The following is a 15,092-nucleotide window of genomic DNA, read 5'->3' as shown; positions in this document are numbered from 1 at the left end:
GAAGCGTGATGTGTATTACGGCAAGGTGGATGCTCGTGGCACTCCTGAGAAGTGCCACGATTCGTGGGGCAGGAGGTTCGTAAAGACCTCTCAACTCGAATTCATCACTGCCACAACTGCGGGTCAACGAAAGCCCCGTAGACTGTGGCGAGTGGACAAGTTATCTGTAGCCGTGGGCAACGGCAAATCGAAAATGCCTGTGGAGTCGAGGCGACGGGGGATCGGGTCACTGATTCTAGTTGGCTGGCTGTGAAGCAGGAAATCTTTGGGGCGACCCAAGGAATCTCCCTGCATACCCGGAACGGGTTGCTGGGAGAGGATGTCAAAACGACGCTTCCACGCGACGGCGCAATTCGAGGAGTTGTTGGCGAACCGACTCGTGAGTATATTCGTCCTCGGGATGGGGGGGTTGGTGGGGACGTTGGAAATGGGGGCGTTCGTCGTTCAATTCGCCCCACTTGACATCGACTTGTCGCACGAATTCGTACAGCATTTCAGAATTGTTGACGAGGGAGTCGAGGAGTTCTAACAATGCCTGTAAGGGGGTTTCGAGATTTCGCGCGACTCGGATGGTGTCCTCGTCAAGCCACCGTTGCAGAATCGCTTGCAACGCGCCGGAAATATCCGATAAGTTGCGATCGATAAAATAATGAATTGTCGCCTTTGCTTGTTCTAATTTGGGAACGGGGGATTCTCCCTTGAGAAACGTTCCCCCTTCCTTGGCGATCGCATCGGCTAAGGTGAATTTTCGACCCCGAAAAATGTCAGTTTGAAACTGTTCGTCTTCTTTTTCTCGGTTCGGTTTGAAATTGCGGGATTCTTCGGGAGAGTTTTGGGAAGTCATCGATCGCGGACAGAAAGACGATAAGCTCTACTGCAAACCTAACACACTCGAAATTACGCAGAAATCCAGTTTCTAGGAATATTACCGATCGAATACCATTTTCGGGGCGAGAACCGGGAGAGCTTGGTTCGGTTTCCAAGTTCCCACGCCGAGGAAGGTTCCCATTTCGTCAAAAACTGCGACGAATTCACTTCCCGGTTGAACGTCGTCGAGTTGCAACCGTTGTCCTTGGCGCCACCGTTGCGCCAGCGTTTCGGGAAGCGACAGAGACGGAAGGTGTTTCAACGCCGATTCTGGGGGAAACAGTTGCAATTCGTTATTTTCGACGGTTTCGGCGAGGCGATCGATCGTCCAACTCTCCGCAATCGAAAAGCCGCTGCTGTGGGTGCGAAGCAGTTGCGCCAACGTTGCGCCGCTTCCGAGGACTTCTCCCAAATCACGGGCGATCGCGCGAATATAAGTTCCGCCGCCACAGGCGATCGCTAAATCCACTTCTGGAAATTCACCGTTGCGCCAATCGAGAATGTCAATGCTGGAAATTTCCACCTGTCGCGAGGGAACCTCAACGTCTTCTCCCGCCCTGGCTAAATCGTACAGCCGTTTTCCGTCCACTTGAATGGCGCTGTATTTCGGTGGAATTTGGGCGATCGATCCGATAAATTGCGGAATCGCCTGACGCACAGATTCCAACGTCACCCCCGAATTCGGCTTAACTGAAATCGTCTCTCCCTCGAGATCGTCAGTCGTGGTTCGCACCCCAAACCGCACCGTGGCGTTATAAGCCTTTCCCGACGGGAGATATTGAATCAACCGCGTCGCTTTTCCCACGGCGATGGGTAAAACCCCCGTCGCCATCGGATCGAGGGTTCCTCCATGACCGACTTTTTTTAATTTCAACAATCGCCGCACCTTGGCGACGCAATCGTGAGATGTCCAACCTTGAGGTTTGTCCAGGTTGAGAAATCCCGCCAGAGATTTTGTATCAGTCATCGATCGATCCGAATTACTGCGATGAGGAGGGAAGACAATTGATAATTGACAATTTCTCCCCCTCTCCCTCTCTCCCCCTCTCCCCCTCTCCCCCTCTCCCCTGCTCCCTTGCTCCGTCACCCCTTCGACAACCCAAACGCCGCGTGAACCGCTTGTAAGGCTTTCACGCCGTCATCTTCAGGAACGACACAGCTAATTTTGATTTCTGAGGTGGCGATGGTTTGGATGTTGATGTTTTCTTTGGCGAGGGCGGCGAACATTTTCGCCGCGACTCCCGGTTGTCCGATCATCCCCGAACCGACAATACTCACCTTAGAAATGGATTCGTCAACGACTAACTCGCCGCATCCCATTTCTTCCAACAAGGGCGTCAGGAGTTCTCGCGCCACTTCCGCGTCGGTTTGGGCGATGGTAAAGGCGATGTCGCGGGTGGGGATGTTGTTGAGGATGCGACAGCGTTGGGATTGGATGATGGTATCGATGCTGATTCCGTGTTCGGCGAGGAATTGGAAAATTCGCGCGGCGCGTCCGGCCAGATCGGGAACTTGTAAAATGGCTAGACGAGCTTGTCCGCGATCGATCGCCACACCCCGCACGACGGGCGGTTTCACGGCGTCGGCGTCGGCGATTTCCCGTTCGCGCACGGTGGAGATGTGAACGTCGAAGGTCTCGCACAGGGCTGCAATGGCGCGATCGCCGTCTGATGCGTCAATCACGCAACTGACTTTAACTTCCGAGGTGGAAATCATTTGAATGTTGACCCCGGCTTTTCCGAGGGTACTGAACATTTCCGCCGCCACGCCGGGACGTCCGATCATTCCTGCGCCAACGATACTGACTTTGGCGATGTCGCGATCGACGATAACGTCGGTTTGGTTGTTCTCGCTTTGCGGAGACAGGGCGGGAACGATCGCCGCTGCGACGGATTCGGCGCGATCGAGTATGTTTTTGGTGACGGTAAAGGCGATGTCGTTGGTGTTTCCTTCGTGAATCGACTGGACGATTAAATCGACATCGACGCTTTGACGCCCGATTTCACCGAAGAGCGTGGCGGCGATACCGGGGCGATCGCACACCCGCAACAGCGCCACTTTCGCCTGATCTGCGTCGAATTCCACTGCATCGACTGGATGCACCAGTTCCAAGCCTTCTAACTTGCGCGGGGTGCGTTCCGGGGCGATGACGCGAGTACCGGGATCGTCGGTCCAACTCGATCGCACTACTAACGTAACGCCGTAGTTGCGGGCGATTTCCACCGCCCGAGGATGCAGGACTTTCGCCCCCAAACTGGCCAACTCCAGCATTTCGTCGCAGGTGATTTCGTCCATGAGTTGGGCGTCAGGAACCAAACGCGGATCGGTGGTGAGGATACCGGGAACGTCGGTATAGATTTCGCAGCGATCGGCGTTGAGGGCGGCGGCTAACGCCACGGCGGAGGTATCGGAACCGCCCCGCCCCAGGGTGGTAATTTCTAATTCTTCTCCGAGGGCGATTCCCTGGAATCCCGCCACGACGACGACTTTACCGGCGTTGAGGTGACGTTCGAGGCGATCGGTTTGAATTTGCAGAATGCGGGCGCGACTATGGGCGGCTTCGGTGACGATTCCCACTTGCGCCCCGGTCATGGAAATGGCGGGAACGCCCCGTTCTTGTAATGCCATACTCAACAGGGCGATGGAAACCTGTTCCCCCGTCGAGAGCAGCATATCCATTTCCCGGCGACAGGGATTCGACGAAATTTCGCCCGCCATCTGCACGAGACTATCTGTCGTTTTTCCCATCGCCGACACCACCACCACGACAGGCTGTCCGTTTTTGGCGGTGTTTGCGACACGCTGGGCAACCGCTTGCAGTCGTTCGATCGATCCGACAGAGGTTCCCCCGTATTTTTGCACGATTGGCGCCATACCCTCACCCCATTAAACTTCCGGTGGCGATCGGCTATTATCTCATAGTACTTGCAGGAATAGTTGATAGGGAACGGGGAATAGTGTTTTCTCCATCAACCCATCAACCTCCATCACAGACTCGAATCGCCTTGACGTTGCTGTTGTGCGTTGTGTCGATCGCGGCGTTGGCGTAACATCTCGGCTTGGGTGTAGGCTTGCCAACCGTTCCCCTGCTGGGGCGTTTGGGGGTTGGATTGGCGCATGGTGTGGCTGACAGTCGGTGGTGGCGGACGGTGAACGACCGCTTTTTTAACGTCTTGGGGCGTTTCTTCGGTTGGACGCAGTTCGTTAAGCAGTTCGATCATACGTGGAAACAGCCGTTTCACCATGTCCCGCTGTCTGCGTTTGAGGGGTTTTATGCCGTCAGAGACTTGTTGTAAGTAGCCTTGCAGTTGGGTGATGTTGGCTTGGACGCCGGATAAGTCGCTGGCTTCGAGGGGGGCGAGGCGACCTTTGATGACGGCGAGTTCGCGATGGAGAAGGGCGATCGCGTTTTCGACTCGTTTGTATTCGGTGGCTTTTTGCGGCTGGGGTAGCTGCTCGAACCAGTTGTGGAGTTGGGCGATTTGCTGGTTGACTTGGCGTTCGCGTTCTCGTTGCTGGTTGGCGAAGGCTTGCATTCGATCGAGATCGGTTTTCAGGTTGGCGATCGCCTGTCGCATCTCTGCCATTTGTTGCGGCTTGGCTTGATGTCGAAGTTCCCGTTGCAGGTGTTCGAGTTGTCGGTTTATCGCCTGGTTCGCCTGTTCGAGACTCACCACTTTCTGCAATACGGGATCGAGATTAACGGGATTGGGAAAGGTTTTGAGGTTTTGATGGAGTTGTGTAATCGAGGTGACGTACTCCTGCTGCATCTGCTTCTGAAATCGCTGGCGGTTGATGACGCCGAGGGACATGGCGATCGTCATGGGGACGGCAGCGTGCAACACTTGTTGGGTGAGGAAGGCGACACCAATACCGACGCCGGAACCCGCGATCGAAACCATTTCGAGCAGTTCGGGTAGACTCCGCCGTTTCTGGGGTTTCTGCTTGGCCGTTGTGTTGGAGGACGTTGGTGCGTTGGACATGGTGGCTTTTCCTAGGTCACGACTGGGACGACACAACGGTTGAGTTGGGAAAGATTTTGCAGCGAGTCAAGCGAGACCCCAAGAGGTGCTGACACGGGAATTTTACCCGTTTAGTTTAGCCGATCGAGTCTGGAGACCGCTAGAGCGTCTTGTCAGGAATTGACGGTTACTGGGGTTCGATGAGGGCTTCTACGATTTCGATCGCCTCGGCTGCGGTTTGAGCCACGGCGATATTGATAGCGAATTTTTGAAAGAAATCTTGCGTAATGAGATCGACGTTTAGCAATACGACGGATTTTCCGTTTTTTAAGGCTAAGGCAACTTCTGAGGCGGTGCCGAGTCCCATTCCGCAGGCAACGACGACATCGCTAGATAAGACGTTGATGTTGTTTCGGGCGTTGCCGAGGTCGGTAAAAATGGGTAAATCGATACAGTCGGATAGGTGGCTGGCGTCGCTGTCGGGGAGAATGCCGATCGTCAGTCCGCCTGCTTCTTTTGCGCCTTGGTTGGCGGCTTCCATGACGCCAATGTTGCGCCCGCCTGTCAGCAGTACCCACCCTCGAGAGGCGATCGCGTTTCCGAGTTCTCTGGCTTGGGCGCGATCGCTCTCGGTTGCGCCGTCTCCGGGTCCCATGACGCCAATGATGTGTTTTCGCATCGATCTCAATTCCGTTAGGTTCGCGTACTGCGGAGCGAGCTGATTTGTTACACAGGTTACAGTTTCGGCTATTCATTTTAACGTACTCGCGATGTTTTTGCAGTTTTATCTTGACAAAGTCGCTCAGCTATGTATTGAAATTCGCTCGATCGAACCCCTAATTTCGCCAATCCCCTTGACACGAGCCAATCTACAGGCTAAATTAGAGTTTGTTCTCATTTTGAGAACAAACTTCACTCATAAAATCACCTATGAGAATTTTAAATATGGCAGTAATCCAGAAATTCTCTCAACAGTATCCTGATGCAAAAATAGCACTCAATACCTGGAAAAAAATTACAGAGAAAGCACGATGGAAACATTTGTCAGAAATTAAACAAACTTATAACCGTTCGGTAGATTATGTGGAAGGATATACAGTTTTTAATATAAAAGGAAATCATTACAGACTCATAACCAAAATAAATTACCAACTTAAAATCGTAAAAATAGAAAGCATACTAACTCATAAAGAGTATAATCGAGGAAAGTGGAAGACATAAAATGAAACACGAAAACATAAAATAAAATACAAATCGGGGAACAGATTGAATATGAATCTGTTGCCCGAAAACAGAACACGAGACGCTCGAACCATGAATGCAACACTATACCAAAATTTACTGACCCAAATCGAGCCAAAACCCATCCAGACTGACGCTGAAAAAGAACGGTTTTTGATGGAGATCGATCGGCTCATGGACATCGACGAAACGCAAATCACAGAAGCCGAAGCGTCGATGCTAGAATTGTTAGCGATTTTAGTAGAAGATTACGAAAAACGAACTTGTCCAGTCGAAGATATCGCCGATTCTCACGATATTTTAGAGGAACTGGTTCGCGCTAACGACCTAAAACAAAAAGACTTGCTCGATGTCTTTGGCTCGAAAGGAATTGCGTCGGAAGTCTTCAACCGCAAACGAAGTATTAGCAAAGCTCAAGCCAAGGCATTAGGCAAGCGATTTAACGTTTCTCCTGCCTTGTTTTTATGAAGTAAATGAAATAACTTGACGGACGGGAGAACGATTCGATCTCAAAACCCTCTCATATTCAATCCTGTTTGAGAACAGCGGTTTCTCATCCCATTGCCAAAAAACTCTGTGTCCTCTGTGGTGAAAAATTTTTCCAATCCAGCCACTCGAAAACAGATTCCGTTTCAAAACGGATTGTAGCGAATGAAAAAGTAAATTCCGTCGGCTTGCAACGAATCGCCCCGATCGCTCACTTCAACGAGCGGAATTCCCCAAGTCACTGTCGCGGATAACTCCTGCGATAACTCCCACCGTAACCCGATCCCCGTTCCCACAAGCGTACTCGGACTTGGCACCTCGCGATCGCTCCCTAAATTCCACACCGTCCCCACATCCACAAACGGCGTTAATTGAACCGTTCCCCACCCTCCGGGATCGCGGAGAACTGGAACCCGCAACTCCACCGAACCCACCACGCCGCTGTCGCCGACTCGCTGATTTTGCAAATAACCGCGAACTGTCGTCGGGCCGCCGACGCTAAACTGCTCGATGGGAAGTAATTCATCCGTTGACAGTTGCGTGGCCAGGCGAGTAATCAATAACGTATCGCCACCGAGCGATCGCACCCACTGAAACTGTCCCAACCAGGCGAAAAACGCACCGTCGGGGGCGTCGTCGTTGGAGGTGGCGTCGAACAAATCTAACCCAAACGTCAGCTGCGATCGCGCCGCCAAAACTTCATACCGCGATCGACTCGTCCACTCCTGAGTCAACCGCAACGCCGTCACGTTCGATCGCCCCTCTTCAGGCCCCTCAGAAAACGAAAACGGTTCGTCGTCGAAAATAAACGTCCGCGATCGCTGCAATCCCAAAGACGCCCCCACCGCGAACTCCCGATTAGGCGTTTCTATCAACGGCTGCATCACTCCCAACCGAAACTCTTCCTCAGTCGATCGAATATCCAAGCGATCGAAAGGGTCTTCGACGACGCGACTTCCCACCCGTCGGTAAAACGCTCGCAGTTCCGTATTCTGGGCGTTGACGGGAATTGCGACATCCACGAATCCCTCGGTCACCCCTTCGGTAATTCCCAACTCTCCCGAGAGGCGATCGCCGACTCCCAACAAACTGTTTCCTTGTAAACTCACCGAACCGCGAATCGATCCCACACTGGGAGAATCCCGGTTTTCCACCCACAGCGTCCCGTTGAGGGGAAAGGCTTCTTCGAGGGTCAACCGCAACCGACTCAAACCCGGCGCACTTCCGGCGGTGAGTTCGGCCCGAACGGTGTCGATGGCGGGATCTTGTTGCAGCAGTTGTAACGCCGCTTCTAACTGAGATAGGTTCAACGGCGGCTGGCTGGCGCGGCGAATGCGATTTCTCACGTAGCGATCGGAAATTCGCTCTAATCCCTCAATTTCGATCGCCTCTAACCGACCTTCGACCGCCTGCACTCGGACGATTCCCTCGGTGACATCCTGCGGCGGAACGAACGCCCCCGAGGTGGTGTAACCGTGACGGACGTACAAATCGGTAATCGCCGTTCTCAGGGCGATGAGTTCCTCGAAGGATACGCGCCGACCTAAATAGGACGAGAGAATTGGCGCGAGGTCTTCTTCGGAAAACACCGTATTTCCCAACACGCGAATTTCTCGAACGGCGATCGCCTCGTCCGACGTCAGTTGAGACGGATCGGAAGCTTCCGGCGACGGGAGATCTGGCAGGTCTAAAATATCGTCAGTGGCAGGAAACCGATCTGGAAGGGGTGGGAGATCGGGGGCGATCGGGGGGACGGGTTGGGCGGATACGTCAGACAGCCCGGCGATGGCTGTCCATCCCCATACAATCCCCACAAACTCAAGAAAACGCCTCACCACCACAAGCCCATTTTCCATCTGCGTCGTTGCTAACAGAGAACGACCATTCCTCTACTCTGTACCGTTCGCTGTCCCGACGCACAAACCGGAAACGTAATTTTTTTAATTTATGCGAAATTTTCCGACGGACTCGCAAACGCCATCTGCCAAAACTCCCGTTCCAACCGCGCCACCTCTCGAAACACCGCTTCGGCTTGTTGCTGTACCGGTTCGGAGGCCGCTTGCAGGCTTTCGTCTGCTTGGCGTTCTAGATGTTTGACGTATTCTGTAAACTCTGGATTTCCCCAGCGATCGGCGAATTCGTCGTAAGGCGAGGCCATTTTACCCGGAAGCTGCCATCCTTGATTGTAGGCCAGCTCGATCGCCCACAACGCAGTGGCTCGGACGGGGTACGGTTTGACTTCCCAACTGGCTAAATACTGAGTATACGCTTCGCCGGTGGGGTGTTTGTCGGCTTGCAGGGTCAACCCCCGTTCGCGGGCTTTCTCGCGAAACCAGTTCAATTCATCTTTTATCGCCACTAATCCCCCTAGCAAAACATCGAAGTGTTCGACGGGAGCGCCGGTGAGAACGTTGGCGAGAAAGCGGGTAAACTCGACGACAAATTGATAGTCTTGGACGAGCCAGGTGTCGAACTGTTCTGGGCCGATCGTCCCCGATTGGCAGGCATCGAGAAACGGATGGTGCGTGGCATTGTGCCACAGTTGAGGATGCCGCTCGATAAGGTCTTGACAAAAAATCATTTTTATGTATTAAATTTTAAAGTCCGATTCGGACGGGACTAGAGCGCGATCGCAACGGTTAAACCGATCTGAAATTTGAGTTCTAATCTAGAGAATCGAACCAATTTTTGCAAGTCATTTCAAGATTTAGTCCAGAGCAGAGATAGTAACCGAGGGGGCTTGTTTCGATCGCGATCGCTCCACCATTCTTTGAGACGCTCGAGAGAAAATCCACACTCTTCTGCACTTTCGATAAAATCAGAAATAGGGTGGACGTAACTGGGGATTTGGAGGGTGTTCGATGTTGTTTTTATCTCCGCGCGACCGCCTAAATATTGCCGAGTTGGGTGCAGCTCGCAAACGAAGAGTTTCCCCGATGGCTTGAGGACTCGTGACGCTTCTCGAAAGATAGGTTTTAAGTCCTGAATATGCTCGAGAACGAGATTGAAAGTCACGAGATCGACGGTGCGATCGCCAATTTCCCAGGGTTTAGAAATATCGGCAACCTGAAATTCAAGGTTGGGAGAGTTGAGTTTTTTCTGGGCTTCTGCCAGCATTTCGGAAGAAAAATCTAAGGCGATCGCGCGATCGCAAATTTCGAGCCAAAAACTTGTATTTTTTCCGGTTCCGCAACCGGCTTCGAGAATCGTTGAAAAACGGGCGTTGGCAAAGGTCGATCGCACGGCGATCGCATCGAGATCTCGCGTTCTGTTTTCTACGGTATCGTAGGTTGAGGCCCAAGTATCGTAATATTGCTCGATATTCATCAAATTCAATTCAAATTCAATAATTAGAGAAGACAGCGATCGCGGGGTCGCCCATCGGGGAAACCGTTATCGTAAAATGTAAACGATTGTATCGAAGGTCGATATGGCACGACGCGCGAAGACTCCCGAACCCCTCAGCAACATTTCTCAAAATGGTCTCTCTCCGAGTTTACAAAACGCGATTCGCATTCGGGGAGCGCGCCAACACAACCTCAAAAACATCGATCTCGACCTTCCACGCGATCGCCTCATCGTCTTTACAGGCGTCTCGGGTTCGGGGAAATCCTCCCTCGCCTTCGATACCATTTTCGCCGAGGGACAGCGCCGTTATGTCGAATCCCTCAGCGCCTACGCCCGTCAGTTCCTCGGACAACTCGACAAACCCGACGTCGAATCCATCGAAGGCTTGAGTCCGGCCATCTCCATCGACCAAAAGTCGACCTCCCACAACCCGCGATCGACCGTGGGAACGGTGACGGAAATTTACGACTACCTGCGCTTACTCTTCGGACGCGCCGGAGAACCCCACTGTCCTCACTGCGATCGCTCTATCGCGCCCCAAAGCATCGACTGGATGTGCGATCGCGTTCTCGACCTCCCCGATCGCACCAAGTTCCAAATTCTCGCCCCCGTCGTCCGAGGCAAAAAAGGAACTCACAAAAAGCTCCTTTCGAGTTTAACCTCCCAGGGCTTCGTGCGCGTGCGCGTCGATGGCGAGATCCGCGATCTCAGCGACGGAATCGAACTCGATAAAAATTACAGCCACGATATCGAAATTGTCGTCGATCGCCTCGTCAAAAAAGAGGGAATTCAAGAACGCCTCGCCGACTCCCTCTCCACCGCACTCCAACAAGCCAACGGCGTCGCCGCGATCTCGGCGCAACTCCCCAACGAAGACCGTCCCCAGGAAATCGTCTTTTCTGAAAACTTCGCCTGTCCCGAACACGGGGCGGTGATGGAAGAACTCTCGCCCCGTCTGTTCTCCTTCAACTCCCCTTACGGGGCTTGTCCGGCCTGTCACGGCTTGGGAAGTTCGCGAATGTTTTCGGCGGAACTGGTGATTCCCGACCCCACCGCCGCCGTTTACAGTGCGATCGCTCCCTGGTCGGAAAAAGACAACACGTATTACCTCTCGCTACTCTACAGCGTCGGACAAGCCTTTGGCTTCGAGCTAAACACCCCTTGGAACCAACTAAAGCCGGAACAACAAAAAGTTATTCTCTACGGCGCACCCGATCCCATTTGGGTCGAAACCGATTCGCGCTATCAGGAAAATCGCGGCTACTACCGCCATTTTTCAGGCGTGCTAGCGATCTTACAACGCCAGTACGAAGAAACCTCTTCCGAGCCAATTAAGGACAAACTCGAACAGTATCTCGTCGATAAAGTCTGCGATCGCTGCGGCGGAAAACGCCTCAAACCCGAATCTTTGGCGGTGCGCGTCGGACAGTACAACATTACCGATTTGACGAACGTTTCCATCGAAACCAGCTTGGAACGAGTCGGACACCTGGAATTGAGCGATCGTCAGGCGAAAATCGCCGAGTTGGTGTTGCGGGAAATTCGCGCCCGCCTCCAGTTTCTCATCGACGTGGGCTTAGAATACCTAACGTTGGATCGATCGGCCACCAGTCTCTCCGGTGGAGAAGCCCAACGCATCCGCCTCGCCACCCAAATCGGTTCGGGATTAACTGGCGTTCTCTACGTCCTCGACGAACCCAGCATCGGACTCCACCAGCGAGATAACGGTCGCCTGCTGCGAACTCTCACCAAACTCCGTGATTTAGGAAACACCTTGATCGTCGTCGAACACGACGAAGAAACCATCCGCAGCGCCGATCGCATCGTCGATATCGGTCCGGGGGCGGGAGTTCACGGCGGCGAAATCGTAGCCCAAGGGGATTTAAACGATCTCCTCAAAGCAGAAAACTCCATGACCGGGGCCTATCTCGGCCGTCGCCGCGTCATCGAAACGCCCGCCGAACGCCGCCCTGGAAACGGACGGGCGATCGTACTCAAAAACGCCCACCGCAACAACCTCAAACATATCGACGTCGAAATTCCCCTCGGAAAACTGGTGTGCGTGACCGGAGTGTCGGGATCGGGGAAATCTACCCTCGTCAACGAACTGTTTTATCCAGCCCTGCAACACCATATTACGCGCCGCGTTCCCCTACCCACAGGTCTCGGAGAACTGAACGTCAAAGCCGGGAAAAAGAAACCCCTCAAAGAAGTCGTCGATAAAGTCATCGTCATCGACCAATCCCCCATCGGACGCACGCCTCGTTCCAACCCCGCCACCTACACGGGAATTTTCGACAGCATCCGCCAAGTCTTCGCCGAAACCGTGGAAGCCAAAGCCAGAGGCTACAAACCGGGGCGGTTTTCCTTCAACGTCAAAGGGGGACGCTGCGAAGCCTGCGGCGGACAAGGGGTCAACGTGATTTCGATGAACTTTCTCCCCGACGTTTACGTTCAGTGCGATGTCTGTAAGGGGGCGCGATACAACCGAGAAACCTTGCAGGTCAAATATAAAGGTCATTCGATTTCCGACGTGCTGAACATGACCGTCGAGGAAGCCTTGGGCGTTTTCGAGAACATCCCCCGCGCCGCCAGTCGCCTGCAAACTCTGTTAGACGTCGGATTGGGATATATCCACCTCGGACAACCCGCCCCCACGCTTTCGGGAGGCGAGGCGCAGCGGGTGAAGTTAGCGTCGGAGTTATCCCGTCGCGCCACGGGGAAAACGTTGTATTTAATCGACGAACCGACGACGGGGTTGTCGTTTTACGACGTTCACCAGTTATTGAACGTGATGCAGCGTTTGGTAGATAAGGGAAATTCAATTTTGGTCATCGAACACAATTTAGACGTGATTCGCTGTGCGGATTGGGTGGTAGATTTAGGCCCCGAAGGTGGAGAACGGGGCGGTGAAATCGTCGCCTGTGGGACGCCCGAAGCGGTGGCGGAGGTGACGGAATCTCATACGGGGCAATATTTACGGGAGGCGTTGCAGCAATATCCGGCGAAGGACAGTTGAGCTTGTTCTTGGGAGGATCTTGTCTCGTGCTGAGTTCTCCCTCACATTTGTCAGTTTGTCGTCAAACCGGGAGGATGTCTCTTCTCTTGGCGACAACCCAGTACAATCGTTGCGGTATTGAATTGCGATCGCCCATGCCCGGTTCTTCTTCTGATTCTGAGTTTATTCAGCAATGGCGAGATTGTCTCGCTCCGTACAATCTAGGATATAAGCTCAAGCTGGCCTCTCAACTGATGTATCGCGAGTTCCTCGATCGCCTGGAACCCCACGGCTTAACTCCGTTTCACTATCTGGTGCTGTGCTGTCTGTGGGAAGAAGACGGGCTTTCGACCTCGGGCATTGCCGACAAGCTCAAGCAGTTGGGGGCGACGCTAACGGGGGTGGTCGATCGCATGGAGGAACGCAATCTCGTCCATCGCGAGCGCGATTCTAAGGATCGACGCATTGTCAGAATTTGGCTGACGGCGGAGGGAAAACGACTCGCGACCGTTCTGCCGCCGATCGCTGCCGAGACGATCGCTAAAGCAACGCAAAATGTCCCGAACGCCGATCGGGAGGTCGTTTCGCGCGTTCTCGATCGCATCGTAGCCAACTTGTTTTAAACCTCGAAACTCGAGTGAGCTTGACGGCTTGAAAAATACTTAATATATTGATTATTAACCTATTAAATTTATACCTCGAGTCGCGTTGACCGGTGGCTTCAACTTGCTGCAACCGTCAAATGCCCGAGAAGGAGGTCGCAATGCCTAAATTGAACGTTCGTCAGAAAAACTGGTTGTTGTCAGCCCACGTTAGCTTTGCCGCCCTGTGGACTGGCTCCGTGGTCAGCATCTTTCTGTTGTCGTTAAAGAACCAACAGGCTACAGACGTCGCAGAGACAACCGCTTTCCATGCTGCGGCGAATTTACTCGACGATTGGATTGTCATTCCCTCTGCTATTGGAGCGGTCGTCACCGCAACCGCTCTTTGCTGGGTCACGAATTACGGCTTTACCAAGTTTTACTGGGTGATGGCGAAATGGGGTTTGACCACGGCGTTAATTGGGTTTGGAACGGGCTTACTATTTCCCTGGAGTCATACCGCCGAACGGCTCTCCGCTCTCGAAGGATTGCAAGCCGCCATCGATCCGATCTATCAATTCGATACCCGAGCGGTATTGTGGGGTAGTGCGTTTCAAGTGGTTCTTCTCCTGGTAATTATCGGCATTTCCGTATTGAAACCGTGGGGAAGACGCACTCTAAAATCCTCTTTAAAGACGGAGAGCCGTTGAGCGACGATCGCAAACGGCACGGCGAGTCAGGGGCGCATCGAACGCCATCGAGTCCGAGTTTTTATCGTTTGATAGTCGGGTAGCAATGCTCTGAGATAGGCGATACCGACGTTTGGGCGATCGCAAACACTTCCCTTTTTGGCAAAATTCGCTATACTGTTGACAGCCCAGTCATATCAATCTGATATATATGCTTGAGTTGTCAGCTCTCGGTTTACTGCAACGGGAACCCCTGCACGGCTATCGCCTAAAGCAAAAGCTAGAGCTGTTCATGAGCAGTTGTATCAGTGTAAACTACGGCGCAATTTACCCCTTGTTGCACCGTCTCGAAGAGCGAGGATACATCCATACGTTAACTGAAGAAGCGGGCGATGCCGGAACGACACGCAAAATCTACGCCATCACCCAAAAAGGGCGCGATCGCTGGCGGGAAAAAATGCTCGAACAGCCTCAAGATAGCTGGGTCAAAAGTCGAGCGCGCTTTATGGTGAAGTTCGTCTTTTTTGAGGATCTCGAACTGGAAAACCGGGTCAAACTCATTCAACATCGCCTGAGAGCCTGTCAGACACGCCGCGAATACGTCGATTCCCAGGATTTCCCCGACGATCGCTACCATCAAGCTGCCGTAGAGCGACATCTCGAGATGCTCGAGCGAGAAGTCGCATGGTTGAAACAACAGCTCGCCCAGGAATCGGTTCGAGAGGTCGAAGAATTACAATCTTCCGCTCGAACCTAACGTTTGAGAGTTTTGTTTCAAATTCGAGATCGGTTCGCGTCCAACACCGAGAGCCGATCTGACGGCGATCGTATGGCTCGAAAGATTGGCTTGCGAATTTTTTTTAGATCTCCAGAGCGACTGCGCTTGGCAGGCCATAATACAATTTGTAGTATATTCGCG

14 protein-coding genes and 1 pseudogene are annotated in these 15,092 nt (G+C 53.0%); 7 read left to right on the top strand and 8 right to left on the bottom strand.

What is annotated here, in order from left to right; translation table 11 throughout:
* Nucleotides 1–336 (top strand): annotated as a pseudogene (locus tag GEI7105_RS39660) (RNA-guided endonuclease TnpB family protein); the annotation flags it as partial.
* Here GEI7105_RS39660 and GEI7105_RS0103855 read toward each other — a convergent pair.
* From GEI7105_RS0103855 to GEI7105_RS0103835, 5 genes are all read right to left on the bottom strand, one after another.
* A complete protein-coding gene (locus GEI7105_RS0103855) occupies nt 323–844 on the bottom strand; it encodes a hypothetical protein (RefSeq protein WP_017659169.1) in 522 nt (173 codons plus the stop codon). The pseudogene GEI7105_RS39660 and the gene GEI7105_RS0103855 sit on opposite strands and share 14 nt — an antisense overlap.
* A gap of 81 nt (nt 845–925) precedes the next feature.
* The gene (gene truB / locus GEI7105_RS0103850; protein WP_017659168.1) at nt 926–1,834 is read right to left on the bottom strand and encodes a tRNA pseudouridine(55) synthase TruB; all 909 of its coding nucleotides are present in this window, start codon (nt 1,832–1,834) and stop codon (nt 926–928) included.
* A 116-nt stretch (nt 1,835–1,950) separates the two neighbouring features.
* The gene (locus GEI7105_RS0103845; protein WP_017659167.1) at nt 1,951–3,741 is read right to left on the bottom strand and encodes an aspartate kinase; all 1,791 of its coding nucleotides are present in this window, start codon (nt 3,739–3,741) and stop codon (nt 1,951–1,953) included.
* A 113-nt stretch (nt 3,742–3,854) separates the two neighbouring features.
* The gene (locus tag GEI7105_RS0103840) at nt 3,855–4,850 is read right to left on the bottom strand and encodes a coiled-coil domain-containing protein (RefSeq protein WP_144053655.1); all 996 of its coding nucleotides are present in this window, start codon (nt 4,848–4,850) and stop codon (nt 3,855–3,857) included.
* A gap of 166 nt (nt 4,851–5,016) precedes the next feature.
* On the bottom strand, nt 5,017–5,508 hold the full coding sequence (locus GEI7105_RS0103835; RefSeq protein WP_017659165.1) for an SLOG cluster 4 domain-containing protein: 492 nt from the start codon (nt 5,506–5,508) through the stop codon (nt 5,017–5,019).
* 266 nt (nt 5,509–5,774) lie between these two features.
* Here GEI7105_RS0103835 and GEI7105_RS0103830 point away from each other — a divergent pair, with 266 nt between their 5' ends.
* Both GEI7105_RS0103830 and GEI7105_RS0103825 read left to right on the top strand, forming a co-directional pair.
* Nucleotides 5,775–6,050 carry a type II toxin-antitoxin system HigB family toxin gene (locus GEI7105_RS0103830; protein ID WP_158413152.1) on the top strand — a complete coding sequence of 92 codons (276 nt, stop codon included), beginning with the start codon at nt 5,775–5,777 and terminating at the stop codon, nt 6,048–6,050.
* 93 nt (nt 6,051–6,143) lie between these two features.
* Nucleotides 6,144–6,539 carry a helix-turn-helix domain-containing protein gene (locus GEI7105_RS0103825; protein ID WP_026097407.1) on the top strand — a complete coding sequence of 132 codons (396 nt, stop codon included), beginning with the start codon at nt 6,144–6,146 and terminating at the stop codon, nt 6,537–6,539.
* Nucleotides 6,540–6,703: 164 nt separating this feature from the next.
* Here GEI7105_RS0103825 and GEI7105_RS0103820 read toward each other — a convergent pair whose 3' ends face one another.
* The 3 genes from GEI7105_RS0103820 to GEI7105_RS0103810 form a co-directional block, all read right to left on the bottom strand.
* Complete coding sequence (locus GEI7105_RS0103820) at nt 6,704–8,413, bottom strand: ShlB/FhaC/HecB family hemolysin secretion/activation protein (RefSeq protein ID WP_071591962.1); 1,710 nt, start codon at nt 8,411–8,413, stop codon at nt 6,704–6,706.
* A gap of 89 nt (nt 8,414–8,502) precedes the next feature.
* Nucleotides 8,503–9,138, bottom strand: coding sequence for a TenA family protein (locus GEI7105_RS0103815; RefSeq protein WP_017659161.1), 636 nt, complete (start codon nt 9,136–9,138; stop codon nt 8,503–8,505).
* Nucleotides 9,139–9,257: 119 nt separating this feature from the next.
* Nucleotides 9,258–9,884, bottom strand: a complete 627-nt coding sequence (locus GEI7105_RS0103810; protein WP_026097406.1) for a class I SAM-dependent methyltransferase — start codon at nt 9,882–9,884, stop codon at nt 9,258–9,260.
* 103 nt (nt 9,885–9,987) lie between these two features.
* Between GEI7105_RS0103810 and uvrA the strand changes: the two genes are divergently transcribed.
* The 4 genes from uvrA (at nt 9,988) to GEI7105_RS0103790 (ending at nt 14,930) form a co-directional block, all read left to right on the top strand.
* Nucleotides 9,988–12,924 carry an excinuclease ABC subunit UvrA gene (gene uvrA, locus GEI7105_RS0103805; RefSeq protein WP_017659159.1) on the top strand — a complete coding sequence of 979 codons (2,937 nt, stop codon included), beginning with the start codon at nt 9,988–9,990 and terminating at the stop codon, nt 12,922–12,924.
* A gap of 74 nt (nt 12,925–12,998) precedes the next feature.
* A complete protein-coding gene (locus GEI7105_RS0103800; protein WP_342662808.1) occupies nt 12,999–13,526 on the top strand; it encodes a MarR family winged helix-turn-helix transcriptional regulator in 528 nt (175 codons plus the stop codon).
* Nucleotides 13,527–13,666: 140 nt separating this feature from the next.
* Entirely contained in the window at nt 13,667–14,194 is a 528-nt protein-coding gene (locus GEI7105_RS0103795; RefSeq protein ID WP_017659157.1) for a hypothetical protein, read from the top strand.
* Nucleotides 14,195–14,384: 190 nt separating this feature from the next.
* Nucleotides 14,385–14,930: a PadR family transcriptional regulator gene (locus GEI7105_RS0103790; RefSeq protein WP_017659156.1), complete on the top strand. Its 546-nt coding sequence runs from the start codon at nt 14,385–14,387 to the stop codon at nt 14,928–14,930.
* The last annotated feature ends 162 nt before the right edge of the window (nt 14,931–15,092 follow it).

The sequence above is a fragment of the Baaleninema simplex PCC 7105 genome (genome assembly GCF_000332355.1).
GTDB classification, from domain to species: Bacteria; Cyanobacteriota; Cyanobacteriia; order Cyanobacteriales; family Geitlerinemataceae; genus Baaleninema; species Baaleninema simplex.
This window is presented reverse-complemented; position numbering and strand designations above follow the sequence as displayed.

Coding starts and splice junctions, on each gene's coding strand:
- GEI7105_RS0103825 (WP_026097407.1), top strand. CDS start 6,144: ATGAATGCAACACTATACCAAAATTTACTGACCCAAATCGAGCCAAAA.
- GEI7105_RS0103835 (WP_017659165.1), bottom strand. CDS start 5,508: ATGCGAAAACACATCATTGGCGTCATGGGACCCGGAGACGGCGCAACC.
- GEI7105_RS0103830 (WP_158413152.1), top strand. CDS start 5,775: ATGGCAGTAATCCAGAAATTCTCTCAACAGTATCCTGATGCAAAAATA.
- truB (WP_017659168.1), bottom strand. CDS start 1,834: ATGACTGATACAAAATCTCTGGCGGGATTTCTCAACCTGGACAAACCT.
- GEI7105_RS0103840 (WP_144053655.1), bottom strand. CDS start 4,850: ATGTCCAACGCACCAACGTCCTCCAACACAACGGCCAAGCAGAAACCC.
- GEI7105_RS0103795 (WP_017659157.1), top strand. CDS start 13,667: ATGCCTAAATTGAACGTTCGTCAGAAAAACTGGTTGTTGTCAGCCCAC.
- GEI7105_RS0103800 (WP_342662808.1), top strand. CDS start 12,999: ATGTCTCTTCTCTTGGCGACAACCCAGTACAATCGTTGCGGTATTGAA.
- GEI7105_RS0103845 (WP_017659167.1), bottom strand. CDS start 3,741: ATGGCGCCAATCGTGCAAAAATACGGGGGAACCTCTGTCGGATCGATC.
- uvrA (WP_017659159.1), top strand. CDS start 9,988: ATGGCACGACGCGCGAAGACTCCCGAACCCCTCAGCAACATTTCTCAA.
- GEI7105_RS0103815 (WP_017659161.1), bottom strand. CDS start 9,138: ATGATTTTTTGTCAAGACCTTATCGAGCGGCATCCTCAACTGTGGCAC.
- GEI7105_RS0103820 (WP_071591962.1), bottom strand. CDS start 8,413: ATGGAAAATGGGCTTGTGGTGGTGAGGCGTTTTCTTGAGTTTGTGGGG.
- GEI7105_RS0103790 (WP_017659156.1), top strand. CDS start 14,385: ATGCTTGAGTTGTCAGCTCTCGGTTTACTGCAACGGGAACCCCTGCAC.
- GEI7105_RS0103855 (WP_017659169.1), bottom strand. CDS start 844: ATGACTTCCCAAAACTCTCCCGAAGAATCCCGCAATTTCAAACCGAAC.
- GEI7105_RS0103810 (WP_026097406.1), bottom strand. CDS start 9,884: ATGAATATCGAGCAATATTACGATACTTGGGCCTCAACCTACGATACC.